General features: G+C 64.5%; 18 protein-coding genes. 2 read left to right on the top strand and 16 right to left on the bottom strand.

Going from position 1 to position 23,371, the window contains the following annotated elements; genetic code table 11:
* Nucleotides 1-32 precede the first annotated feature (32 nt).
* Genes J2808_RS03590 through J2808_RS03575 form a run of 4 tightly spaced genes read right to left on the bottom strand, consistent with a single transcriptional unit; the run spans nt 33 to nt 3,960 of the window.
* The gene (locus tag J2808_RS03590) at nt 33-770 is read right to left on the bottom strand and encodes an HAD family hydrolase (RefSeq protein ID WP_397427973.1); all 738 of its coding nucleotides are present in this window, start codon (nt 768-770) and stop codon (nt 33-35) included.
* Nucleotides 770-2,284 (bottom strand): glutamate--tRNA ligase, encoded by a 1,515-nt coding sequence (gltX, locus tag J2808_RS03585; RefSeq protein WP_309811675.1) that lies wholly within the window; start codon nt 2,282-2,284, stop codon nt 770-772. Before gltX ends, J2808_RS03590 begins: the two co-directional genes overlap by 1 nt.
* A 59-nt stretch (nt 2,285-2,343) precedes the next feature.
* The gene (locus tag J2808_RS03580) at nt 2,344-3,120 is read right to left on the bottom strand and encodes a fumarylacetoacetate hydrolase family protein (protein ID WP_309811673.1); all 777 of its coding nucleotides are present in this window, start codon (nt 3,118-3,120) and stop codon (nt 2,344-2,346) included.
* Between the two features lie 42 nt (nt 3,121-3,162).
* On the bottom strand, nt 3,163-3,960 hold the full coding sequence (locus J2808_RS03575; RefSeq protein ID WP_309811669.1) for an MBL fold metallo-hydrolase: 798 nt from the start codon (nt 3,958-3,960) through the stop codon (nt 3,163-3,165).
* Nucleotides 3,961-4,094: 134 nt separating this feature from the next.
* On the opposite strand from J2808_RS03575, the gene J2808_RS03570 reads away from it, so the two are divergent.
* Nucleotides 4,095-4,694 carry a hypothetical protein gene (locus tag J2808_RS03570; RefSeq protein WP_309811666.1) on the top strand — a complete coding sequence of 200 codons (600 nt, stop codon included), beginning with the start codon at nt 4,095-4,097 and terminating at the stop codon, nt 4,692-4,694.
* Nucleotides 4,695-4,823: 129 nt separating this feature from the next.
* On the opposite strand, the gene J2808_RS03565 is transcribed toward J2808_RS03570, so the two are convergent.
* The 12 genes from J2808_RS03565 to ilvD all read right to left on the bottom strand — a co-directional run bounded on the left by J2808_RS03565 (nt 4,824) and on the right by ilvD (nt 21,910).
* The gene (locus tag J2808_RS03565) at nt 4,824-5,936 is read right to left on the bottom strand and encodes a branched-chain amino acid aminotransferase (RefSeq protein WP_309811663.1); all 1,113 of its coding nucleotides are present in this window, start codon (nt 5,934-5,936) and stop codon (nt 4,824-4,826) included.
* 125 nt (nt 5,937-6,061) lie between these two features.
* The gene (locus J2808_RS03560) at nt 6,062-7,114 is read right to left on the bottom strand and encodes a 3-isopropylmalate dehydrogenase (protein ID WP_309811660.1); all 1,053 of its coding nucleotides are present in this window, start codon (nt 7,112-7,114) and stop codon (nt 6,062-6,064) included.
* A gap of 75 nt (nt 7,115-7,189) precedes the next feature.
* Entirely contained in the window at nt 7,190-7,957 is a 768-nt protein-coding gene (locus J2808_RS03555) for a class F sortase (protein WP_309811658.1), read from the bottom strand.
* 118 nt (nt 7,958-8,075) lie between these two features.
* Complete coding sequence (locus J2808_RS03550; RefSeq protein ID WP_309811656.1) at nt 8,076-8,894, bottom strand: hypothetical protein; 819 nt, start codon at nt 8,892-8,894, stop codon at nt 8,076-8,078.
* A 265-nt stretch (nt 8,895-9,159) separates the two neighbouring features.
* Nucleotides 9,160-10,719: a methionine--tRNA ligase gene (gene metG, locus J2808_RS03545; protein ID WP_309811654.1), complete on the bottom strand. Its 1,560-nt coding sequence runs from the start codon at nt 10,717-10,719 to the stop codon at nt 9,160-9,162.
* Nucleotides 10,720-10,751: 32 nt separating this feature from the next.
* The gene (locus tag J2808_RS03540; RefSeq protein ID WP_309811652.1) at nt 10,752-11,507 is read right to left on the bottom strand and encodes an ABC transporter ATP-binding protein; all 756 of its coding nucleotides are present in this window, start codon (nt 11,505-11,507) and stop codon (nt 10,752-10,754) included.
* Nucleotides 11,504-14,299, bottom strand: coding sequence for an ABC transporter permease (locus J2808_RS03535; protein WP_309811650.1), 2,796 nt, complete (start codon nt 14,297-14,299; stop codon nt 11,504-11,506). Before J2808_RS03535 ends, J2808_RS03540 begins: the two co-directional genes overlap by 4 nt.
* Before the next feature lie 204 nt (nt 14,300-14,503).
* Complete coding sequence (gene serA / locus J2808_RS03530) at nt 14,504-16,093, bottom strand: phosphoglycerate dehydrogenase (RefSeq protein ID WP_309811647.1); 1,590 nt, start codon at nt 16,091-16,093, stop codon at nt 14,504-14,506.
* 124 nt (nt 16,094-16,217) lie between these two features.
* On the bottom strand, nt 16,218-17,243 hold the full coding sequence (ilvC, locus tag J2808_RS03525; protein WP_309811644.1) for a ketol-acid reductoisomerase: 1,026 nt from the start codon (nt 17,241-17,243) through the stop codon (nt 16,218-16,220).
* A gap of 98 nt (nt 17,244-17,341) precedes the next feature.
* Complete coding sequence (ilvN, locus tag J2808_RS03520; RefSeq protein WP_028271611.1) at nt 17,342-17,854, bottom strand: acetolactate synthase small subunit; 513 nt, start codon at nt 17,852-17,854, stop codon at nt 17,342-17,344.
* A gap of 2 nt (nt 17,855-17,856) precedes the next feature.
* Nucleotides 17,857-19,764 (bottom strand): acetolactate synthase large subunit, encoded by a 1,908-nt coding sequence (locus J2808_RS03515; RefSeq protein WP_309811639.1) that lies wholly within the window; start codon nt 19,762-19,764, stop codon nt 17,857-17,859.
* A gap of 424 nt (nt 19,765-20,188) precedes the next feature.
* Nucleotides 20,189-21,910, bottom strand: coding sequence for a dihydroxy-acid dehydratase (gene ilvD / locus J2808_RS03510; protein ID WP_309811636.1), 1,722 nt, complete (start codon nt 21,908-21,910; stop codon nt 20,189-20,191).
* Between the two features lie 300 nt (nt 21,911-22,210).
* Here ilvD and J2808_RS03505 point away from each other — a divergent pair, with 300 nt between their 5' ends.
* Complete coding sequence (locus J2808_RS03505; RefSeq protein ID WP_309811634.1) at nt 22,211-23,359, top strand: sunset domain-containing protein; 1,149 nt, start codon at nt 22,211-22,213, stop codon at nt 23,357-23,359.
* Nucleotides 23,360-23,371 lie beyond the last annotated feature (12 nt).

Genomic DNA, 23,371 nt, shown 5'->3' with positions numbered 1-23,371 from the left:
ACTCCTTTCTTTTGTCAATCCAGTGGGCGGCGTCAGGTCAGCAACTGCGCCAGCGAGCCGATCTCGTGACCTTCAAACCCAAGGGCAGTCTCCCCCGCCCTGTTGAGCCAGACGCCCACCAGTCCTGCCGCCGTCGACCCTTCAGCATCCAGCAGCCTGTTGTCCCCCACGTACAGCGTCTCTCCCGGAGCGGTCCCCAGGAGACGGACGCCTTCGAGGTAAATCGCGGGCTCCGGCTTGGCCACTCCTACGGTGTCCGTGCCCACCAGGCGGCTCACGCGTTCCAGTCCCGCGCTGTCCAGCTTGGCCCGCTGGTAGTCGTGGACGTTGTTACTGACGGCACCGTACGGGACGCCGGCGGTTTCCAGCTGGTCAAGGAGCGGCTGCACGTCTTCGAAGGCCCGGACGTATGACGGCTGGAGCTGACTGTAGGCCGTCAGCCATTTGTGTGCCTCTTCGCCGTCGGCAAGGTCCACCCCGAAGTGCCCCAGGGCGGCCCGGCCCCGCAGCAGTCGCTGGTCGTTGAACGTCAGTTCGCCCGCCAGGTACCTGTCGTAGTAGTGCGTCGTTTCGTGCGTGAAGATCCTGCCGAAACGTTCCCACCCGGGCTGGTCGAGGCCGGGCAGCAGGTGTTCACTGACCTCGCGGAGTGCGGTGGTCATGGCGTATTCGAGGTCAACCAGGGTGTCATCAATATCGAAAAGGACACCCCGGATGGTCCCGAAGCGTGTCTTCAGGACGCCGTCCACTGCCGTGCCTGTCACGATCATCAGCCGCGGAAGGTACGGAGCCGGCTCAGGGACGAGTCCTTGCCCAGGATCACCATGGATTCAAACAACGGCGGTGAGATGCGGCGTCCGGAGACGGCAGTGCGCACCGGCCCAAAAGCCAGCCGGGGCTTGATGCCGAGGTCCTCCACGAGCGCCTGCTTCAGGGCCGCCTGGATGTTGTCCGGAGTCCAGTCCTGAACGGGCTCGAGGGCTGCCAAGGCGGCGTCCAGGACTTCGGCCAGGTTCGCCGGCAGTCCCTTGCGTGCATCGTCGGCAATGTCGATTGCATCATCGGCTTTGAACAGGAACCCGAGCATTTCCGGTGCTTCGCCCAGGAGGGTGACTCGTTCCTGGATCAGGGGTGCGGCTTCGGTGAGGATCTCCTCCTGCCGTGCCGTGAGCTCCTCCCCCACGAAGCCGGCGGTCCGCAGGTACGGGACCAGACGGGCACGGAAGTCTTCCGGGTTGAGCATGCGGATGTGCGTGCCGTTGATGGCCTCCGCCTTTTTGATGTCGAACCGCGCCGGGTTTGCCAGCACATCCTTGACATCAAAGTATTCAATCAGCTGGTCCACGGTGAAGATGTCCTCGTCCGCGGACAGGCTCCAACCCAGCAGCGAGAGGTAGTTCAGCAGGCCCTCGGGAATGAACCCGCGGTCGCGCAGCAGGAAAAGGTTGGACTGCGGGTCACGCTTGGAGAGCTTCTTGTTGCCCTCCCCCATGACGTAAGGGAGGTGGCCGAAGAGGGGAAGGTAGCTGGCGACGCCGATTTCGATGAGGTAGCGGATCAGCACCACCTGCCGGGGAGTGGAGGAAAGGAGGTCCTCACCGCGCAGCACGTGGGTGATCCCCATCAGGGCATCGTCTACGGGGTTAACGAGCGTGTACAGGGGTGAGCCGTCGGCGCGGACGATGACGTAGTCGGGGATGCTGCCGGCTTTGAACGTGATGTCGCCCCGGACCAGGTCGGTGAACACAACGTCTTCGTCAGGCATCCGGACGCGCAGGACAGGCTTGCGTCCTTCGGCTTTGAAAGCCGAGAGCTGCTCGTCAGTAAGTTCGCGGTCGAAGTTGTCATAGCCGAGCTTGGGGTCGCGGCCGGCGGCACGGTGGCGCGCTTCGACTTCCTCCGGAGAGGAATAGCATTCGTAGGCGTAGCCGGCTTCAAGGAGCTTTCCGACGACGTCCTTGTAGAGGTCCAGCCGCTGCGACTGCCGGTATGGCTCGTGCGGGCCGCCAACCTCCACGCCCTCTTCCCACGTGATTCCCAGCCATTTGAGGGCCTCCAGCAACTGCTGGTAGCTCTCCTCCGAGTCACGTGCCGCGTCCGTATCCTCGATCCGGAACACGAACGTGCCCTTGGTGTGCTTGGCGTGGGCCCAGTTGAACAGGGCCGTCCGGATGAGGCCAACGTGCGGTGTTCCAGTGGGCGATGGGCAGAACCTGACGCGCACCGGGGTATCGGCAGTGACGGACGGGACGGAGGCAGCGTTCGAGGCAGAAGCAGTAGTCATAGTGGCTTCAACTTTACCGCTTGCCGCGGGCTGTCCCCGTCCGGTTCAGGCGCGGCGCTTCAGCGGCGGACCACAGGGTTGGACAGGCGTCCGATGCCTTCGATCTCGACTTCGTAGCGGTCGCCCGCCTGGACAAGACCCACACCCGCCGGTGTGCCGGTCATGATGACATCGCCGGGAAGCAGCGTGAAAGCCTGCGAGACGATGGAGACGAGTTCGCGGACGCCGCGGATCATCTGGCTGGTGCTGCCGTCTTGCCGCAGTTCGCCGTTAAGCCGGCCCTGGATAGCCAGGTCCTCGGTGTCCAGTTCGGTTTCGATCCACGGGCCCAGCGGCGCTGAGGTATCGAAGCCTTTGGCTCGGGCCCACTGCAGGTCCGTCTTTTGGACGTCGCGGGCTGTGAGATCGTTACCGCAGGTGTAACCAAAGATCACGTCGTCAACGCGCTCTTCCGGCACGTCCTTGCAGATCCGGCCGATAACCACGCACAGCTCGGCCTCGAAGGAGACCTCCTCGGAAAAGTCCGGCAGCACGATGGGATCGTTAGGCCCCACTACGGCGGTGTTGGGTTTCAGGAACAGCAGCGGCTGGGCGGGCACTTCATTGCCCAGTTCAGCCGCATGCTCCACGAAGTTGCGGCCGACGCCGATCACCTTGCTGCGGGGAATGATGGGAGCCAGCAGCCGGACATCCTCGAGCTTGTGCCTGACATGGGTCCGCTCCACTCCATTAAAGAAGGGGTCGCCGTTGATGACAGTGATTTCCTCACTGCCGGACTCTCCTTCAACAACACCGTAGAGGGGATCAGAATCGACTACAAACCGGGCAATACGCATGGTTCCTAGCCTACAGTCTTGCCACGCTGCCCCTCGCTCAGGTCAGCTACGTAACTCTCCGCGCAGGTAATCAAGCTGCGCGGCAACAGACATTTCGGCCGCCCTCCTGACAGAGGGTTCGACGTCGGCGTACACGGCATCGGCGACCGAAGTCACCGTTGCGTCCCGGCCAAGCCGTTCCAGTGCCTCCCGGATCTGCCCCAGCCTCTCGAGGCGGTGGGCTCGGTAGTCACGGGCGATGGCCGCCAGGGAGGGAAGCCCGGGACCGTGCGCCGGCAGGACCGTGGCGTCGCCGATGGCTTCAAGCCGGTCAAGGGACATGAGGTAATCGCGAAGGGTTCCATCGGGGTAGTCCAGCATCGTGGTCCCGCGGCCCAGGATGGTGTCACCAGTCAGCACAGAGCCGTGCGGACCGTCGTCGGGAAGCTGGAAACACACGGAATCCGAAGTGTGTCCCGGCGTGGCGACCACCTGGATGGACACTCCGGCCGCGTGGATGGTTTCACCGTCCCGCAACGGTTCGCCGCCGCCATGGCAGTGCTTGGGATCTGCCGCCCGGACGGGGGCGCCGGTGAGCTCATGGAGCCGCAGCGAGCCCGCCGTATGGTCTGCGTGGCGGTGCGTCACCAGGATCAATTCCACCGGGCCGGTGTCCGCCAGCCGGCGGAGGTGTCCTTCGTCCGCTGGCCCCGGATCCACCACTACCGAAGCATTGGCACGTGGTGCCGAGATCACATAGGAATTGGTACCCTCCAGGCTCATCGGTCCGGGGTTGGGTGCCAGAACGAACTGCGTCAGGGCTGAGCTGCGCTGGAGGACGGGGCTGGAAGCTGAAGTCACCGTCCTATCTTTGCATCGACTCTTTGCATCGAGGGCAGCGTTACCGGTGTCCGGCTGCCGGAATAGAACAGAGCACGGGCGGGGTTGACCACAGTGAACCCCACGATCCCGAGCAGGAAGCCGAACCAGACACCATGAGCGCCACATCCATTAGCCTTGCAGATCTCCTGGCCGGGGCAGACGCCGCGGGCCATGACCATGCCGCCACGGAGAAGAACAGCGGCCTCCAGCACATCCATAACCATGCGACGGGCAGCATTGTCTGGTTTCCCACGTGGAAGAAATACCGTGAAACCACCGACTGGCGTGAGGAAGTCGATGCGTTCGCCGGGGACCTCAAATCGGGGTCAACGCTGGTGGAAAAGGTGGCGGCCCGTTCCGTAGCCGGCGAGCTGGAATCACTTCTGAAGCGCGCCGCCGCGGCCAGCGATGCGAACCTCTTTGTCCAGGAGAACCTGACCAGGCACCTGACCCGGACCTGGGCTGTGGCCGACGCGGTCGCCGAGATAACAGGGAAAGATCTGCCCACCGGCAGTCCCATGCCGTCCATCTTTGCCGGCTACCCGTACGACGTTTACGCCCAGGACGGCGGCGCCTTTGCAACCACACTGTGGAACGACATCATCGATGCCCGCCGCAACCGGGCCCTGGCAGACGAAGCCGCACGCAAGGCCCTGAAGCCGGTCTCCCGCAAGGCACTCAAGAACGCTGCCCGCAAAGCCGCCCGGCGCTGATCAGGCGAACGCCGCACGTTCAGTATCCAGTGGCCTGCAAACAGCAAGGCGGGGTCACTTCGTGCCCATTCCGATGGCGGAAACGGGCACCAAGTGACCCCGCGTTGGGAGGATCAGACGGTATAGGGCTTAGGCGAGCCGGGTCATCCAGCCGTGGCGGTCCGGCACGGTTCCGGTCTGGATGCCCAGGAGCTGCTCGCGGATGGCCATGGTGGCCTCCCCCGCCTTCGCGTCCTCGGATCCGATGAACTCGGTAGTGTCCTTCAGGACTCCAATGGGGGTGATCACTGCCGCCGTGCCGCAGGCAAAGACTTCGGTGATCTCGCCCGAGGCCACGCCGTCGCGCCATTCGGCCAGCGTGATCTTACGCTCGGTGACTTCACGGCCCATGTCCTTGGCCACCTGCATTACCGACGAACGAGTGACGCCCTCCAGGATGGTGCCGGTGAGCGCGGGAGTGACCAGCGAGCCGTCTTTCATCACAAAGAACACGTTCATGCCGCCGAGTTCTTCAACGGCATCGTCATTGAAGTGGTCCAGGAAAAGCACCTGCTTGCAGCCGTTGGCTTCGGCTTCCTGCTGCGCGATTAGGGATGCGGCGTAGTTGCCGCCGCACTTCGCTGCGCCGGTACCGCCGCGGCCGGCACGGGCGTATTCGCGCGAGATCCAGATGGATACGGGCTTGAGCTCGCCGCCGAAATAGTTGCCGGCGGGGGATGCGATCACGCGGAAGGAAACTTCACGCGCGGCGCGGACGCCCAGGAACGCTTCAGTGGCGATCATGAACGGGCGCAAGTACAGGGCCTCGCCGTCCCCGGCAGGGACCCAGTCCTTGTCTGCCGCCACGAGCTCGCGGATGGCGCCCAGGAAGTATTCAACAGGGAGCTCTGGCAATGCCAGCCGGCGCGCGGACTTGTTCAGCCGTGCGGCGTTCGCCTCGGGACGGAACGTCCAGACTGACCCATCGGCATGACGGTAGGCCTTGAGTCCTTCGAAGATCTCCTGGCCATAGTGGAGCACCGCCGCAGACGGGTCCAGGGAGATGGGTCCGTACGCTTCAATCCGGGGGTTGTGCCACCCGCCGGCACCCTGTTCGTCGACCGCGTAGTCCACGACGGCTGTGTGGTCGGTGAAGTAGTTGCCGAATCCCGGGTTCGCCAGGATGGCTGCACGCTCCTCAGCTGACTTCGGGGTATCCGAGAGCTGCTGGGTAAATTCGACGCCATGGGCAGTCTGAGTCATGGTTCCTCCACGATCGGCTGCCCATGAGCATGGTTCAGCACTGAACCGCAGGGCAGCATTTGGTGATTCGAAACAAGCTTACGCCCGCGTACTGGGTCCCGCGGGCAGTTCCGGCTGAGCAGGCCCTAAAGCGCTGCGGCGATAGCGTCTCCAACGGCGCTGGTGCTGCGGGCGCCGCCGTCGCGCGTTTCGACGTCGGCTACCACCGCGGCCTCGATCTTTCGGGCCGCGGCGGTGTAGCCAAGGTGGTCCAGCAGGAGCGCTGCCGACAGGATGGCCGCGGTGGGATCGGCCTTCTGCTGGCCGGCGATGTCGGGGGCGGAACCGTGGACCGGTTCAAACATGGACGGGGCGGTCCTGTCCATGTTGATGTTGCCGGAGGCGGCCAGCCCGATGCCGCCGGTGATGGCAGCGGCGAGGTCGGTGAGGATATCGCCGAAGAGGTTGTCCGTGACAATAACGTCGAAGCGGGACGGGTCGGTGACCATAAAAATGGTGGCCGCGTCGACGTGCAGGTAATCGTGAGTGACCTCTGGGAATTCCTGGGCAACGGCTTCGACGGTGCGCTTCCAGAGGTGGCCCGCGTAGACCAGGACGTTGTGCTTGTGTACAAGGGTTACGTGCTTGCGTTCCCGGGCGCTGGCGCGACGGAAGGCATCGCGGACTACTCGTTCCACGCCATGCGCCGTATTCAGCGAAACCTCGGTGGCCACCTCGTGTGGAGTGCCGGCGCGCAGTACGCCGCCGTTGCCCACATACGGCCCTTCGGTACCCTCGCGCACCACGATGAAATCGATGACGCCCGGATTGGCCAGCGGACTGCCGACCGTGCCGTACAGACGTGAGGGCCGCAGGTTGACGTAGTGGTCCAGACTAAAGCGGAGCTTGAGGAGCATTTCACGCTCAATGATCCCCGACGGAATCCTGGTGTCGCCGGGGGCGGCGCCCACTGCACCGAACAGGATGGCGTCCCGCGTGCGGAGGTCCGCCAGGACCTCGTCCGGCAGGGTCTCGCCTGTGGCCAGCCAGTGCTCGGCACCGAGCTTGTAGTGGGTCTGCTGGAGGTCCACGCCTTCGGCGGCCACGGCCTTCTCGAGGACCTTCAGGGCCTCGGCGATGACCTCGGGGCCAATGCCGTCACCGGGAATAACTGCGAGATTGATCGTGGATGCGCTCATGGTCCAAGAATATTAACTGAATCCGCATGCCGGACAATCAGTCTCACTTATTGAGATGAAGTGACGAAGGGGAAGTCACTTCGAAGAGATAACCGGGACAGGTGAAGCTACCACCACCACGTTGGTTCCCCAGAAGTCACCCGTGTAGCAGGAGATGAGCACGAGCCGGTTGGGTGCCACCTGCCAGATGGGACTGTCCTTCAGGCCCGACTTGACGTAGGTCTTAACGGAATCCACCCGGTAGGCCAGTTTGCCGGTGGCTGTGGTCAGGGTGAGCTTGTCGCCCACCGCTGCCTTTTTGCTCAGCCGGTTGAAGGGTGCGTCCCTGTCCACCCAGCTGTGACCCGCCACATAAGTGGTGTTGCGGGAGCCCGCGCCGGGAATTCCGTAGGGTGTGAGCCAGTAGCCGTCCATGGTGGGCGGCGGCACGATGGTCTGGGTGGCCTGGTCCGCGCCACTGGGTTTCAGCGGATGGATCACCACGTCGATGCCCGCCGCGGGGTAAATCAGCCGCTGGGGCGGTGCCGCGGCTGGACCTGCGGGAATAGCCGGGGCTGCCAACGTAGGTGTCTCACGTGGTTCCGGCGTGGGGGTGGCGGTCGCGGTAGCCGCCGGTGTCTGCTGGACAATTCCGGACTCCGCATTGGGTGTCCACTGCCCGTTGAGGAGGGGAAGCGCAGCGAAGGCGAAATACCCAAGGAGTCCGCAGAGGAGCACAAACAGGATGCTCCTGGGGGTGAAGGTCCTGCGCCGCGCGAGGTCCGGGGCCGGCAGGGGCGGATCCGACGGTTGTGAATCTGGGCTTGGTGGCGGATCGGCGGAGTACTGGCTGCCTTTGTCCATGGTTCCCCCTCGCACATGGGTGGGAAATCTGCTTGGTTGGCGGCAGGCGCCGTGCCCTTCCGGCCACGGCGCCTGCCAAGGTGTTGCCTGACGCCCTTGCGGGCGCCAGGGACCGGGGTCAGTCCTTGCGATGCCGGGACACGCCGGCCTCCGGCAGCACCTTGCGGGCTGCCACTGCCGCCGCTGCGAGCAACATCACGATCAGGCCACCTGCCCAGGGAGCAAGTGCCGTGTCAGACGCTGCCACGGCGGTCTGGACGTTAAAGCCCGGGTTGTTGACAACCACGGCGCCTGCGCCTGCAGGCTTCTCGACGACCGCTCCGACGGGCTTCTTGCCCGGCTTCTCCGGCTTCTCTACCGGCGGTTTGACCGAATGCTCGTCGACGGGCTCGCAATCGTTGTGGTAAGTTTCCCGACCCTCGCCCGTCCAGTTGTTGCCGTCCTCCAACTTATCGTTCGGAGGAATGATGTCATCGCCGTTCTGGTGGTGGGCATGGCCCTTCACCGCGTGAAGGTCAACTGTGATCTGCACGTACGGGTTCCTATCGGACCCGGTGGCGTGGCAGATGGTGATCTTGCGGTTGCCATGGCCGTTGCCATTGTCGTCGTCATCGTCGTCATCATCATCGCCGTTCCCCGGTTTGTCGGGTACCCGGCAGCCGGACGCAATCAAGTGCACCTTGTCAAGGTTCTGCCCACCCTTGAGAACCTTTCCGTCGTTGGCCGGAATGATGTCTCCTTCGTGCTGGTGGCCAACATGTGCTTTGAGCGCGTGCACGTCGATTGTCACCGATACGTAGGGGTTGGTCGCCGAGCCGGTGGCGTGGCAAATAGTGATCTTGTGATCGGATTTTGCATTGTCATTTGCTGCAGCCGGAGCCGTGGCACCGAGTAACGCGAGGCCGGTGACACCTAAGGCGGCAAGGATCCGTTTCATTTCCGTCTCCATCCATTGTCTGGTTTTAACTGATCAGACGTGTGGAAAAACGGCGCCCCGACGCAAGGGCGAAAATGGCAAACAGACAGCATCGGAGGCGACGGTTCTCCCAGATGCGAATCATCAGTTTGCTAACCCGCTAAGGCTATGCAAACGGCTACCGGCGTGTCTCCAGTACTCATTACCCACTTTCCGGGACTGTCCGTACTGGCTTTTCCCGAACCCTACTCAGTCCAGGTACAAACAAGTAGCCCGCCCGAATTACCTAGGCTTCGGCGGGTTCCTCATACTTGGGGAACACGGGCGTGGGCGCAGGTAACACCGCTCCGGCCGCGATTGGCGTGGTCAGCGCGGCGAACTGGCGTGCTTCGCCCTCAGGCTGGCCCAGGGTGTCCAGCAGTGCCGCCGTGGCGCCAGGCATGACAGGCTGCGCCAGGATGGACACAATCCGCAGCACTTCCAGCGTCACGTACAGAACGGTGTTCATGCGTTCGACGTCGGTCTTCCGCAGCACCCACGGTGCCTGGTCGGCGAAGTATGCGTTGGTATCGCCCAGGACGCCCCAGATGGCTTCGAGTGCGCGGCTGAATTCCTGCTTCTCGAAGGCAGCCCTGGCCGTCTCAAGCAGTCCGTTGGCCTGTGCCAGGATGGCGGTGTCCTCAGCAGTGAAGGGGCCCGGCACCGGGACTTTGCCTTCGCAGTTCTTCGCCACCATGGACAGCGAACGCTGCGCCAGGTTGCCGAAGTTGTTGGCCAGGTCCGAGTTCATCCGCCCCACGATTGCCTCGTGGTTGTAGCTGCCGTCGGCGCCGAACGGCACCTCGCGGAGGAAGAAGAAGCGCACCTGGTCCAGGCCGTACTGCGCCACGAAGTCGGCCGGTGCCACCACGTTGCCCAGGGACTTGGACATCTTCACGCCGTTGTTGTGCAGGAAGCCGTGGATCATGACGCGCTTGGGCAGTTCGATGCCGGCGCTCATCAGGAACGCCGGCCAGTAGATGGCATGGAACCGGGAAATGTCCTTGCCGATCACGTGCACGTCCGCCGGCCAGAACTTCTTGAAGGATTCCGAATCAACGTCCGGGTAGCCCACGCCGGTCAGGTAGTTGGTCAGTGCGTCCACCCAGACGTACATGACGTGCTTGTCGTTGCCGGGCACGGGGACGCCCCAGTCAAAGGTGGTGCGGCTGATGGACAGGTCCTCCAGGCCGCGCCTGACGAAGCTGATGACCTCGTTGAACCTGGACTGCGGGGCACCGAATTCCGGCTGGGCCTCGTAGAGCGCCAGGAGACGGTCCTGGTAGGCGGACAGGCGGAAGAAGTAGCTCTCCTCCGCCGTCCACGTGACTTCGGTGTCCGTCTCCTTCGAGTAGCGCACGCCGTCGTCTTTGACCACGGTGTCGTCCTCCACGTAGAAGGCCTCGTCGCGGACGGAGTACCAGCCCTCGTACTTGGACAGGTAAATGTCCCCGTTGGCTTCCATCTTCTTCCAGATGGCCTGCGACGCCGCGTAGTGGTCAACGTCAGTGGTCCGGATGAAGCGGTCATACGTGATGCCCAGGGCTGCGTGCGCCGCTTTGTACACCTCGGCGTTGCGGTCAACCAGTTCCTTGGGCGAAAGGCCCTCCTTCTCGGCCGCCTGCGCAATCTTCATGCCGTGCTCATCCGTGCCGGTCAGGAACATGACCTCGTGCCCGTCAAGCCGCTTGAAGCGGGCCATGGCGTCGGTGGCAATGTACTCGTAGGCATGGCCGATGTGCGGCACGCCATTCGGGTAGGTGATGGCCGTGGTGATGTAGAACGGGGATTTTTCTGTTGCAGTCACGTGCGGACGTACCTTCGGTGCGGAGGGGCGGGCTAGATGAGTTCAGTCAGCGTATCGCTCAGGCGGACCAGCTCGTGGTCGTGCGAAGCGACCAGCACTGCGATGCCGTCTGAGGTGGTGTCCTTGAGGATGCTGATGATGCGGTTGGCGGAGGCCCTGTCGAGGCTGGCAGTGGGCTCATCCACCACCAGGACGCGGGTACCCAGGATCAGTGCCCGGGCGATCGCCACACGCTGGCGTTCACCGCCGGAGAGCTGCGCGGGGCGGTGACGCATCCGGCGGCCCAGGCCCACCAGGTCCAGGAGGTCCTTGGCCATGTCGCGGCGCTGGTCCACCTCGCCGTCGGGCACTGCGGGCAGCAGCACGTTTTCCAGGGCGCTCATGCCGTCAATCAGGGCGCCGCCCTGGTCTACGTAGCCGATCAAGGCACGACGGCGGTCCGCGATTTCGTCGTCGCCCATGCTCTCCAGCGAATCGCCTTCCCAGAAGACGCGGCCCGACGTCGGCAGCGTCAGTCCGGCACCGACAGTAAGGATGCTGGTCTTGCCGGAGCCGCTTCGGCCGGCAACGCAGTGCATCTCGCCCGCGTGCAGGGTGAGGTCAAAGCCCTCCACCACGCTGACGGCTTCCGCACCGCCCTTGCCCCCGCCGTAGCGGATGGTGATATCGCTCAGTTCCAGCGGGGTCTCGTGGTCCGCGGCCTTGACGATGGTGTTGGCACGGGTCTGCAGGGGCGTCTCCGCGGAGCCGGACCTCCGGCTCCGGTGAACATTCGTCTGGTTTGTCATTGGACCACTTTCGTTGCAATCGGTATCCAGCAAAGTACAGCCACGAGGCCGGCGACGCCGGCCCACAGCGCGGCATACGGGGCGAGGAGAAGCCCGATGCCCAGCGCGCCCAGGACGCCCAGCGGCAGGGCGACGGTCCCCACGAGCGCATTCTCGAAGAGGCGGACTTGGCGGAGCATGTCCGGGTTCCAGCCCATCGCCTCGAGGATGCCCAGGTACTGGCGTTTGGCGTTGAGCTCAAACCGGCCGGTGACAAGGGTCAGGACCAGGCCCACCAGGACGCCGGCGAGGGCCAGCATCATGCTCGGCAGTGCGACGCTGGCCGCTGCCAGCCCGCTAAGTGCACTCGCGCCCGCAGCACGGGGAATGTCGATCAGCAGGGCCACCAGCCCACCCACGGCGGCGCCGAAGACGCCCACTGCGACAGCCAGGGACAAGGTGTTGAACTTGTTGGTGCTGAGCTGGCGGTTGGCAAAGGTCAGCGGTGAATCCACCGGGATCAGCCGCTCATCGTGCTGCGGCTCCTGGTCCACCTCGTCACGGTGCCGCAGCTGCTGTGCCGCGAAGAAGGCCGCTGCCGCATAGAGAGCCAGGACGGCAGCGGAAACGATGGCTGTGCTCAGGCTCCAGCTCACCAGGCTCAGCACGATCCCGGCTACCGCGAGCAGTGCCGCACCGACCCCGAATTCCTCCAGCACCCAGGTGCGGATCCGCCGCTGGGTCCAGCCCATGGCGCGCAGGGTACCGGCTTCGCGTTTGCGTTTCCGGATGTAGCTGACGGTGGAGGCGCCGGTCAGCAGCGCGGCTCCGCACAGGGTAAGGAAGAGCAACGTGACGTTTGTGCCGGTCAGGGAGCCCGTGACGGCGTCGGCCGCGTTCTGCCGGACCCAGGACTGCTGGACAGTGCCCAGCGCCGACTCCTTGCCGGCGCCGTCCTTTGAGTATCCGGGGACGAAGATGCTGGCGTCCTCGCGTGCTGAACCGGCCACCACAGTAGCTTCGAGGCCCATCTCCCGGATCTCACCGGCGAGTTTTTCGACGTCGGGCTGGGCTTCCTTCCAGCTGCCGGGCGCTTTCGCCCGAACGCGGACAGCATCGATCACGGCCGCGTTGTCCTTGTAGCCGCGGGCAGCAGCCAGGCCGTAGTAGTCGGTGATGGCTCCGGCCGACTGGCTGGCCAGCCCGGTGGCGCTGAGCGAGGGCTTGAGGTCCGTGGCGGCCACAGCCTTGCCGTCGGCATCCTTGGTGAGCGTCAGCGGCGTGGGATCGTAGCCACCCAGGGGGAGCCGGTTGACGTCGCCGGCGGCTGCTTCAACGGCCGCGGGGTCGAACGTCCCATAGACCATGGCCAGCGGAGCGGCAAGCGTCTCCCCTGTTGCCAGGTTCTCCCGGTAGGACCTTTCATCCACGGGTTCACGCTGGGTCTGGTCCACCGGGGCACCGTTGGCGCCCTTCTCCGGCAGCCGGTTGACCGTGACCCAATCCCCCGGGGTCGCCGTTTTCTGGACGGCCCCGTTGGCAGCGGCCTCGCCGTCAGTGTATTTCGGCGCGGCAGCGAAGTCGGTGCTCCATGTGGCGGGGGTGTAGAGGCCCTGGTTGAAGTTGCCTTGGGCGCCGAGAAGCGACGAGTGGTCGGTGGAACCGGGCCAGGACAGCGCGAAAGGGTCCTTGGAAACGAAGGGGAGGTAGTCCTTGCCCAAGGAGCGCGAGGCCGTGCCGACGTCCTTGACTACTTTGCCGGAGGCGTCGACCTCCTCGATCTTGACGTTGTATTTCAGGTCCAGGGACGTGCCGGAACGCACGATCAGCGGGATGCCCTGGGAGTCGGCGGTGAGCTGGCCGCTGCGCTTGGCCTGCTGGTACTGGGTCATCAACGGCGCCCAGTACTTGAGCTTGACGCCCAGGAAGTCGGGACCTTCTTCCAGCTCTTCCGTGCTGATGCCGTTGGTGAAGAGGCTTTCGAAGTGGCGTCCGATGGCCCCCGCGTTGCGGGCGTCGGCGGGCGGTGCCTTCTCCAGCGGAGCCAGGAAGTCGCCTGCGGAACCCAACAGTGCCCGCTCGGCCACAGGGTCGACGGCGACCACGGACTCGGTTACCTCAGGCGAGAGTGGCAGGGAAACGGAGAGGTTGAAGAGGTTGTGTTCGGAACCGCCTGCCGGGGCGGGAAACTTGATGCCCGTCTCGCCCTCCGGCGCGGCGATCCGGATGCTCTTGCCGCCTTCTGTCTGCTCCTCGACGAGCCGGGCCTTGCCGAGCGTGCCCTCGGCGGTGGACTTGAACAGGACCTGCTCCGAGACCCCGTCGGAGCTGACTGCGCTGGCGGTCAGCCGGTAGTTCTTCGGTGTATCACTCAGCACTGACTCAGCCGCCGGCCATTTGGCGGGCTCAGTGGCGCCGGCCGCCTGGTCGGTGGTGGCCGTGCCGGCCAGCCCTGCGTTGTAGCCCAGGAAGTCCATGGCATCGAGCCGTGGAGCTTCCAGGTTTTGCGTCACCCGGGAGACCAGGCTGATGGGGGCGGCAACCGAGGTTTCGGAAAGCTTGCGGATCGCCTCAAGCTGTTCGAAGCTGATGCCTCCGCCGCCGTTGGCGATCTCGGGCTGCATCAGCGCCGAGGATCCGGCCTTGGCCTGGACGAGGACGTCGTAGAGCCCCCGCGAGTTCTCATCCACCGTTCGGTTAAGCGCTGCTTGCGACTGGCCTTGGACAAGGACCGACAAGCACATTGCTGCGATCAAGATGGCCGCGGTCAGCAGCAGCACTTTGCTTCTGATGAACCTCTGGACGGCGTTCATTGGGCTCCCTGAAACCTGGATTGCGTGCGCACACCACGGTCCGCGGACGGCGGACATCATGGATTTCCTGCTGGGTGTGCAAAAAGTATTGGCCGGTCTGCCGGCGCTGTCCTTAAACAGGACCTAGCCATTGTAAGCAGACCGGCCAATCATACGTGGCCGAGGTTAAGCTGCGGTCACGCGTTGTTCATGGTGGTGAGGATCTCAGTCTTCGAGATCGACCTCGCGGACCATCTCGGCGCCGATGCCTGCCTTGATGGCGTCGAGCACCTGCTGCGGCACGGACGTGTCGATTGTGAGCAGGGCAAGCACCTGGCCACCCTCAGCCTGGCGTGCCACCTGCATGCCGGCGATGTTGATGTTGTTCATGCCCAGGATGTGCCCGATCGTTCCGATCACACCCGGCCGGTCGGCGTAGGAGACCACCACGAGGTGCTCGCTGATGGGGATCTCGACGTCGTAGCCGTTGACGCCCACGAGCTTCTCAACCTGCTTGGGCCCGGTCAGGGTGCCCGCCACGGAGATCTGTGAGCCGTCGCTGAGGGCTCCGCGAAGGGTGAGGACGTTGCGGTAGTCCTCGGCGTCCGGCGTAGTGATCAGGCGGGTGTTGATGCCGCGCTGCTCAGCAATGACAGGTGCGTTGACGTAGGAAACCTGCTCGGTGACCACGTCGGCGAAGATGCCCTTGAGCGCTGCGAGTTCCAGGACCTTGACGTCCAGGGCAGCGATTTCGCCGGCAACCTCAACGTCGATCTGGGTCAGGGAGGCGTGGGTCAGTGCCGTGAAGATCCGGCCAAGCTTCTCGATCAGGGGGATGCCGGGGCGGACATCCGGAGCGATGACACCGCCGGCGACGTTGACGGCGTCCGGAACCAGTTCCCCGGCCAGTGCGAGCCGGACGGACTTGGCAACCGAGACGCCTGCCTTCTCCTGGGCTTCGTCGGTGGAGGCACCCAGGTGCGGGGTCACCACCACGTTGTCCAGGGCAAAGAACGGCAGGTCCGTGCTGGGCTCCTTGACGAAGACGTCAACTGCCGCGCCGGCGATCTGGCGGTCCTGCAGGGCGGTGTAGAGGGCTTCCTCATCCACGAGGCCGCCGCGTGCGACGTTGACCACGTACGCCGTGGACTTCATCTTCGTAAAGGCGTCCGCACCCAGCATGCCTACCGTCTCCGGCGTTTTGGGCATGTGGATGGTGACGAAGTCCGACTGGCTCAGCAGTTCATCGAGGGTGACGAGCTTGACGCCGAGCTGTGCTGCACGGGCTGAGGTGATGTACGGGTCATAGGCGAGGATCTCGGTGTCGAAGCCCTGGAGGCGGGCAGCAACGAGGGCGCCAATGCGGCCCAGGCCGATGATGCCGACCTTCTTCTCGAAGAGTTCGATGCCGGTGTACTTGGACCGCTTCCATTCACCGTTCTTCAACGCCGAGCTGGCCTGCGGGATGTGGCGTGAAAGGCTCAGGATGTGGCCCACCGTCAGTTCCGCTGCCGAAATGATGTTCGACGTCGGGGCATTGACCACCATCACACCGGCCTGCGTGGCGGCCTTGATGTCCACGTTGTCCAGGCCGACGCCTGCGCGGGCAATGACTTTGAGGTTCTTGGCCGCGGCGATGGCTTCGGCGTCCACCTGCGTGGCGGAGCGGACCAGGATGGCGTCTACGTCGACGATGGCAGCGAGCAGCTGGGAGCGGTCGGAACCGTCAGTCTGGCGGATTTCGAAGTCCGGGCCCAGGGCCTCGATCGTGGCGGGCGAAAGTTCTTCGGCGAGCAGTACTACGGGTTTTGACACGGGTGATCCTCTGCGTTGCAGTCCTTGGGATGTAACAAGTCTAGGCGGACGGAAAGGCCGGGCTCACATTGTTAAGTGAACCCGGCCTCACGATGGCACCCTGCAGGGTACCGGGACAGCAGCCTTAGCGGGCTGCTGAGCCCTCTACGTAGTCCGCATCCTGCTGCTGCCAGGCGAACAGGGAGCGCAGCTCGCGGCCGACGCCCTCGATCGGGTGCTGCTCAGCCTTGGCGCGCAGTGCCTTGAACTCGGCGCCGCCGTTGTCCTGGTCATCGATGAAGCGCTTGGCGAAGGCACCGCTCTGGATGTCCGCGAGGACAGCCTTCATGTTTTCCTTCACCTCGGGGGTGATGACCCGCGGGCCGGAGACGTAGTCGCCGTACTCGGCGGTGTCAGAAACGCTCCAGCGCTGCTTGGCGATGCCGCCCTCCCACATGAGGTCAACGATGAGCTTGAGCTCGTGAAGAACCTCGAAGTAGGCGATCTGCGGCTGGTAGCCGGCCTCGGTCAGGGTTTCGAAGCCGTACTGGACCAGCTGGGACACGCCGCCGCACAGGACTGACTGCTCGCCGAAGAGGTCGGTTTCGGTCTCTTCGGTGAAGGTGGTCTTGATGACGCCTGCACGGGTGCCGCCGATGGCCTTGGCGTAGGACTTGGCCAGGTCCCAGGCGGACCCGGTGGCGTCCTGCTCCACAGCGATGATGTCCGGGATGCCACGGCCGGCTTCGAATTCGCGGCGGACGGTGTGGCCCGGAGCCTTCGGAGCGATCAGGATGACGTCAACGCCTTCAGGCGCCTCGATGTAGCCGAAGCGGATGTTGAAGCCGTGGGCGAAGGCCAGGGCCTTGCCGGCGGTCAGCTTGTCCTTGATGGAGTCGTTGTAGATGGCGCGCTGGTGCTGGTCCGGAGCCAGGATCATGATGACGTCGGCCCATTCGGCAGCGTCAGCGACCGTCTTGACCGTGAAGCCTGCGTCCTGTGCCTTGGCGATCGAGGAAGAGCCTTCCTTGAGGGCGATGGTTACTTCAACGCCGGAGTCGCGCAGGTTCAGGGCGTGGGCGTGCCCCTGCGAGCCATAGCCGACGATTGCGACTTTGCGGCCCTGGATGATGGTCAGGTCGGCGTCGTCGTCGTAAAACATTTCAGTCACTTGCGTAACTCCTTTTGAGTGGATTCTCTGGTGTTAATGTGTTGCTGCGGTACTGCACGGGCGTTGCGCCACAGAGGGGGCCGGGCCCCGCCTGCGTATTAAGCGCTGCGCAATGCCCTGTCACTCATGGAGCGGGATCCCCGTCCAACGGCCAGGGTGCCGGACTGCACAATTTCGCGGATGCCGAAGGGCTCAAGCACAGAGAGCAGTGCCGTGAGCTTTTCGGGGTGGCCAGTTGCTTCTATGACGACGGAGTCTGTGGAGACGTCAACCACTGAAGCACGGAACAGGTCTGCAGCCTGGGTCACCTGCAGACGAGTTGCGGCATCCGCACGTACCTTGACCAGGATGTGGTCTCGCTGTACGGAAGATTCGGAGGTGAGCTCAACAATCTTGATCACGTTGACCAGTTTATTGAGCTGCTTGGTGACCTGTTCAATGAGGTCACCATCGGCGTCGACGACGACGGTCATCCGGGACATTCCCGGGACTTCCGTGGGGCCAACGGCCAGGGAATTGATGTTAAAGGCACGGCGGGCGAACAGGCTCGCAACGCGCGTCAGTACACCGGGCTTGTCTTCAACCAGAACGGACAGTGTGTGGCGGGTCATGATCAGTCCTCCTCTTCCCATTCCGGGGTCATGTTGCGGGCAACCTGGATCTGGTCGTTGCTCACGCCGGCGGGCACCATCGGCCACACCATGGAGTCGGGGCTCACCACAAAATCGATGACCACGGGGCGGTCATTGATTTCGAGGGCCTTCTGGATGGTGGCATCAATGTCCTCGTCCCGTTCGCAGCGGAACGAAGCACAGCCATAAGCGTCCGCCAGCTTGACGAAGTCCGGGATCCGGACGGTTTCGTGTCCCGTGTTGAGGTCCGTGTTGGAGTAGCGGCCCTCGTAGAACAGGGTCTGCCACTGGCGGACCATGCCCAGCGAGGAGTTGTTGATGATGGCAACCTTGATGGGAATCTTGTTGATGGCGCAGGTGGCCAGTTCCTGGTTGGTCATCTGGAAGCAGCCGTCGCCGTCGATCGCCCAGACCACACGGTCCGGCTCCCCCACCTTGGCGCCCATGGCAGCCGGCACGGCGTAGCCCATGGTGCCGGCACCGCCCGAGTTCAGCCAGGCATGCGGGCGCTCGTACTTGATGAACTGTGCGGCCCACATCTGGTGCTGGCCCACGCCGGCAACATAGATGCCTTCGGGGCCTGTCAGTGCGCCGATGCGCTCGATGACGCGTTGCGGGGCGCTGAGCCCGTCGTCCGGCTCGGTCCAGCCCAGCGGGTAGGTTTCCTTGAGGTTGTTCAGGAAGGCCCACCACGTGGTGAGGTCCGGGGTGCCGGACGCTTCGAACTGCGCACGGATGGCCTCGGAGAGCTCGGGGATGATCTCCTTGACCGATCCCACGATGGGCACGTCGGCCGCACGGTTCTTCGAGATTTCCGCGGGATCGATGTCCGCGTGGATCACCTTGGCGTTCGGGGCGAACGTCTTCAGCACACCGGTGACGCGGTCGTCGAACCGTGCACCGAGGGTGATCAGCAGGTCAGACTGCTGCAGCGCCGTCACGGCCGAAACCGTGCCGTGCATGCCCGGCATGCCCACGTGCTGAGGGTGGGAATCGGGGAACACTCCGCGGGCCATCAGCGTGGTCACCACGGGGGCGCCTGTTAGTTCGGCCAACTCCCGGAGTTCGGCAGCAGCGTGGGCCTTGACCACACCGCCGCCCACATACAGGACAGGCTTGCTGGCAGCAGCAATCAGCTTGGCTGCTTCCCGCACCTGCTTGTTGTGGCCGCGGGTCACCGGACGGTAGCCAGGGAGGTCGATCTTCGGCGGCCAGGAGAACGTCATCTGGCCCTGCTGGGCATCCTTGGCCACGTCCACCAGCACCGGACCGGGACGGCCCGTGGAGGCGAGGTGGAACGCTTCGGCCATGACATGCGGGATGTCGTTGGGGTTCGTCACCAGGAAGGAGTGCTTGGTGATCGGCATGGTGATGCCAACAATGTCGGCTTCCTGGAAGGCATCGGTGCCAATCACACCGCTGGATACCTGGCCGGTGATGGCCACCAGCGGCACGGAGTCCATGTGGGCGTCCATGATGGCGGTAACGAGGTTGGTGGCGCCCGGGCCGGAGGTGGCGATACAGACGCCCACCCGGCCGGTAACCATTGCGTAGCCTTGCGCGGCGTGGCCGGCTCCCTGTTCGTGACGGACCAGGACGTGATTCATCCTGGAGGCCATCAAGGGGTCATAGGTAGGCAGGATCGCGCCACCAGGCAAACCAAAAATATCGTCCACGCCGAGTTCTTCGAGCGAGCGGACAATAGCTTCTGAGCCGGTCATCACCGTTGGGGGTACAACAGTGTTCGGCCCAAGGACAGGAGAGACAGCGGCAAGATCAGTGACGACAGCGGCGTGGTCAGCCGTTCGGTCGGCACGTTCCGGAGCCTTGGGGGCTCCAGCGGACTTAGTAGCCATCAGCGAGGGGCTGATCGGCGATCCTTTGCTCATCGGACTCTTCCTTGTGGATCATTTGTTATCTCGAAACTGCGGAAAATAAAAAAACCCCTCAGCCTGGCGGCTCTTCGAGGGGTTGCGCGTGACGGTACGTTACCAGTCGGGCTATTCTGCCACGCGCTTGGTAAGGACGACGGATACACCCGAAGCGGCGCCGACAGTAACGTATGCGATCATGCGTTCAGTTTTCCCTCTTGGTGAGATGCCTGTCAACGAGGGTGGTGCGCATCTCACCATATGGACTTCATTGTCCACCAGTTGGCCGCCTCCGCATCTAACGCGCGGAGACGCCTGCCTACCATCCTAGGCGGCAGGCAGAAGACTCCTACCCCAAGCGAGCGGCGCGGACGCCGCTCGCTTGGGGCCCTCGGAGCTTCCTTGTTAAGCCCTGCCGCCTGAGCGGTAGGGCTTAGGTTTGTTACCCGCAGTATGCGCCGGTGGAGGCGCTGTGGACGAGCTTGGCGTACTTGGCGAGCACGCCCTTGGTGTACCTGGCCGGGAGCGGTTCCCAGCCGACCTTGCGGGACTCGAGCTCGGCTTCGTCGACCAGGAGGTCGAAGCTGCGGGCGCCGATGTCCACGCGGATCCGGTCGCCGTCCTTGACGAAGGCGATGGGGCCGCCGTCGACCGCTTCCGGTGCTACGTGGCCGATGCACAGGCCGGTGGTTCCGCCGGAGAAGCGGCCGTCGGTCAGCAGCAGGACGTCCTTGCCCAGGCCGGCGCCCTTGATGGCGCCGGTAATGGCAAGCATTTCGCGCATGCCCGGGCCGCCTTTGGGGCCTTCGTAGCGGATGACGACGACGTCGCCGGCCTTGATCTTGCCGTTGTCGAGCGCATCCAGGGCGCCCTGCTCGCGCTCGAACACGCGGGCAGTACCTTCGAAGACGTCGGCGTCGAAGCCTGCACTCTTAACCACGGCGCCTTCCGGGGCCATCGATCCGTGCAGGATGGTGATGCCGCCGGTCTTGTGGATCGGGTTGTCCATGGCGCGGAGGATCTTGCCGTCCAAATCCGGCGGGTTGATCGCTTCGAGGTTTTCGGTGACGGTCTTACCGGTAACGGTGAGGCAGTCGCCGTGCAGCAGTCCGGCGTCGAGCAGTGCCTTCATGATGACCGGCACGCCGCCGATCTTGTCGACGTCGGTCATGACGTAGCGGCCGAAGGGCTTCAGGTCACCGAGGTGCGGGATCTTGTCGCCGATGCGGTTGAAGTCCTCGAGGCTCAGTTCCACCTCGGCCTCACGCGCGATGGCCAGCAGGTGAAGGACGGCGTTGGTGGAACCGCCGAAGGCCATGGTGACCGCGATGGCGTTCTCGAAGGCCTTCTTCGTCATGATGTCGCGCGCGGTGATGCCGAGGCGGAGCAGGTTCACCACTGCTTCGCCGGACTTCCGGGCAAATTCATCACGACGGCGGTCTGCCGAGGGCGGAGCGGCGGAGCCGGGGAGTGACATGCCGAGGGCTTCGCCGATACAGGCCATGGTGTTGGCCGTGTACATGCCGCCGCAGGCGCCTTCACCGGGGCAGATCGCCTTTTCGATGCGCTCCAGGTCGCCGAGGCTCATCTTGCCTGCGGCGCAGGCGCCCACAGCCTCGAAAGCGTCAATGAGGGTGACTTCCTTTTCGGAACCGTCCTCGAGCTTGACCCAGCCCGGCATGATGGAACCGGCGTAGAGGAACACGCTGGCCAGGTCCAGGCGGGCTGCAGCCATGAGCATGCCGGGCAGGGACTTGTCACAGCCAGCCAGGAGCACCGAGCCATCAATGCGCTCGGCCTGCATCACGGTTTCCACGGAGTCGGCGATGACTTCGCGGGATACCAGGGAGAAGTGCATGCCTTCGTGGCCCATGGAGATGCCGTCCGAGACGGAGATGGTGCCGAACTGCATGGGGAACCCGCCGCCGGCGTGAACGCCTTCCTTGGCGCCCTGGGCCAGCCTGTTCAGGGACAGGTTGCAGGGAGTGATTTCGTTCCATGAACTTGCGACGCCGATCTGGGGCTTCGCGAAGTCGTCATCGCCCATGCCCACGGCACGGAACATGCCACGCGCAGGGGCGGCGTGGATCCCGTCGGTGACGACCCGGCTGCGGGGCTTGATGTCGGGCTTGTTCTCAGTTGTCGTTTGGCTGTCGGCACTCATGGGTCAAAGTCTATGACTCCGATCGCAACGGAACGACCAGGAACCGCTAACCAAGGCCCAATTTCGGGAATATTTTCGATCAAATTGTGGACCTGCGTCTCAAATATGGAGATGCGGCCATTGCGGGAACCTCCATGTGCCGGCCGTCACCAGAACCCGAGGGCGGGCCCACCGTCGACTCAACATCCCTCTGCCTCTTGCCACTTGGCGTCCTGACCTGCTGCGACCTAGACAGTCCCGTTCACGCCGACGTACCGTCAGGGAACGGCAACCATGCCATCCGGACTGAAAGGCCCTGTTATGGATTTTGTCTTCTGGATCATTGCGATTGTGTTGATTGTGGGCGTTGTGTGGTGGCTGCTGAACCGAAGCAGCTCCGCCAACACTGGCGGCTCAAACCCCCTCCGGAAGGACGGCGTGGCTGGCGGCAGTGCGGCCGCCTCGGCGGACGCTGCCGGAACTGCCGGCCTCCCCAGCGCGGCCGGCTTCGGCAGCGCAGCGGAACCGGAGCCCCCGACGACGGCGGACGATGAGACCGAGCGGCCCGGAACAGCCGGTCAACAGGGGTTCGTGGCTCCCCCGGAAACCGCTGCTCGTCCGGACGCTGCGGCCGCGCCGGAAGGGGGCCTGCACGGAACTGGTATCCAGCGGGGGGCCACTGCCGAACAGGATGCCATCAGTGTCCCCGGGGCAGCGGCGGCGCCGGAGGCCCCAGCGGTCCAAGAAGCCACACCAGTTGAGGAGCCGCTGACCTCCGGACCGGCCGAGGTTGCGGCGGAGCCTGTGGCGCCGCAGGAACCCCCGACGCCCCGCGATGACGCTGCACGCGAGGATGCCGGCGTGGCTGGAGGGACCGGAGAGACTGCGGCGCGGCAGGCGGAAGACGAGTGGGAAACGCAGTGGTCAGAGGCAAGCGGGTCAACCCCGGCGGCGAGCCACAGACCTGCCCCCGACGCAGCTGCCGGCTCTGCAGCCGCGTTGAACGCGGACGCGCCGGAGGTCTCCGGAGCCACTCCCGACGCCGGCCAGGACACCGGCTACGTTCATCATGCGGAGTACACGGACCCGCACGCCCCGACTCTTCCCGGCGCGGAAACAGCCGCCGCAGACGCCTTGACAGCGGACGACGCCGCAGCGGATGCCCTGGTGACGCCACCGACAGGCGACGAGGCGATGGCCGAACCGGCAGCTCCCACCGCAGGCTACGAACCGGCAACAGAACCTGCCGGCCACCTGGCCGCGGACCAGCCCTACGGCGCCGGCTCTGCGTCCCCCGGCCCGGATGGCAGCGGCCCGGCCGATTTTGACGTCAAGGGTGACGCCAACGCAATGGTCTACTACGAAGAAGGGCACCCGGACTATGAGCAGACCACGGCCGACGTCTGGTTCGAGTCAGCGGCCCACGCCGAGGCCGCCGGCTTCCGGGCTCCCCGGCGAACCCGCCTCTGACCCCACCGGCAT

Source organism: Pseudarthrobacter sulfonivorans (genome assembly GCF_031454915.1).
Lineage (GTDB): Bacteria > Actinomycetota > Actinomycetes > Actinomycetales > Micrococcaceae > Arthrobacter > Arthrobacter sulfonivorans_C.
Note: the sequence above shows the minus strand (reverse complement) of the source record. Positions and strands in the feature narration are given on the sequence as shown.

Bases quoted from the DNA above. Each gene is read 5' to 3' on its own strand.
- J2808_RS03590 (WP_397427973.1), bottom strand. From the start codon at position 770: ATGATCGTGACAGGCACGGCAGTGGACGGCGTCCTGAAGACACGCTTC.
- gltX (WP_309811675.1), bottom strand. From the start codon at position 2,284: ATGACTACTGCTTCTGCCTCGAACGCTGCCTCCGTCCCGTCCGTCACT.
- J2808_RS03580 (WP_309811673.1), bottom strand. From the start codon at position 3,120: ATGCGTATTGCCCGGTTTGTAGTCGATTCTGATCCCCTCTACGGTGTT.
- J2808_RS03570 (WP_309811666.1), top strand. From the start codon at position 4,095: ATGAGCGCCACATCCATTAGCCTTGCAGATCTCCTGGCCGGGGCAGAC.
- J2808_RS03565 (WP_309811663.1), bottom strand. From the start codon at position 5,936: ATGACTCAGACTGCCCATGGCGTCGAATTTACCCAGCAGCTCTCGGAT.
- J2808_RS03560 (WP_309811660.1), bottom strand. From the start codon at position 7,114: ATGAGCGCATCCACGATCAATCTCGCAGTTATTCCCGGTGACGGCATT.
- J2808_RS03555 (WP_309811658.1), bottom strand. From the start codon at position 7,957: ATGGACAAAGGCAGCCAGTACTCCGCCGATCCGCCACCAAGCCCAGAT.
- J2808_RS03550 (WP_309811656.1), bottom strand. From the start codon at position 8,894: ATGAAACGGATCCTTGCCGCCTTAGGTGTCACCGGCCTCGCGTTACTC.
- J2808_RS03540 (WP_309811652.1), bottom strand. From the start codon at position 11,507: ATGACAAACCAGACGAATGTTCACCGGAGCCGGAGGTCCGGCTCCGCG.
- J2808_RS03535 (WP_309811650.1), bottom strand. From the start codon at position 14,299: ATGAACGCCGTCCAGAGGTTCATCAGAAGCAAAGTGCTGCTGCTGACC.
- ilvN (WP_028271611.1), bottom strand. From the start codon at position 17,854: ATGACCCGCCACACACTGTCCGTTCTGGTTGAAGACAAGCCCGGTGTA.
- J2808_RS03515 (WP_309811639.1), bottom strand. From the start codon at position 19,764: ATGAGCAAAGGATCGCCGATCAGCCCCTCGCTGATGGCTACTAAGTCC.
- ilvD (WP_309811636.1), bottom strand. From the start codon at position 21,910: ATGAGTGCCGACAGCCAAACGACAACTGAGAACAAGCCCGACATCAAG.
- J2808_RS03505 (WP_309811634.1), top strand. From the start codon at position 22,211: ATGGATTTTGTCTTCTGGATCATTGCGATTGTGTTGATTGTGGGCGTT.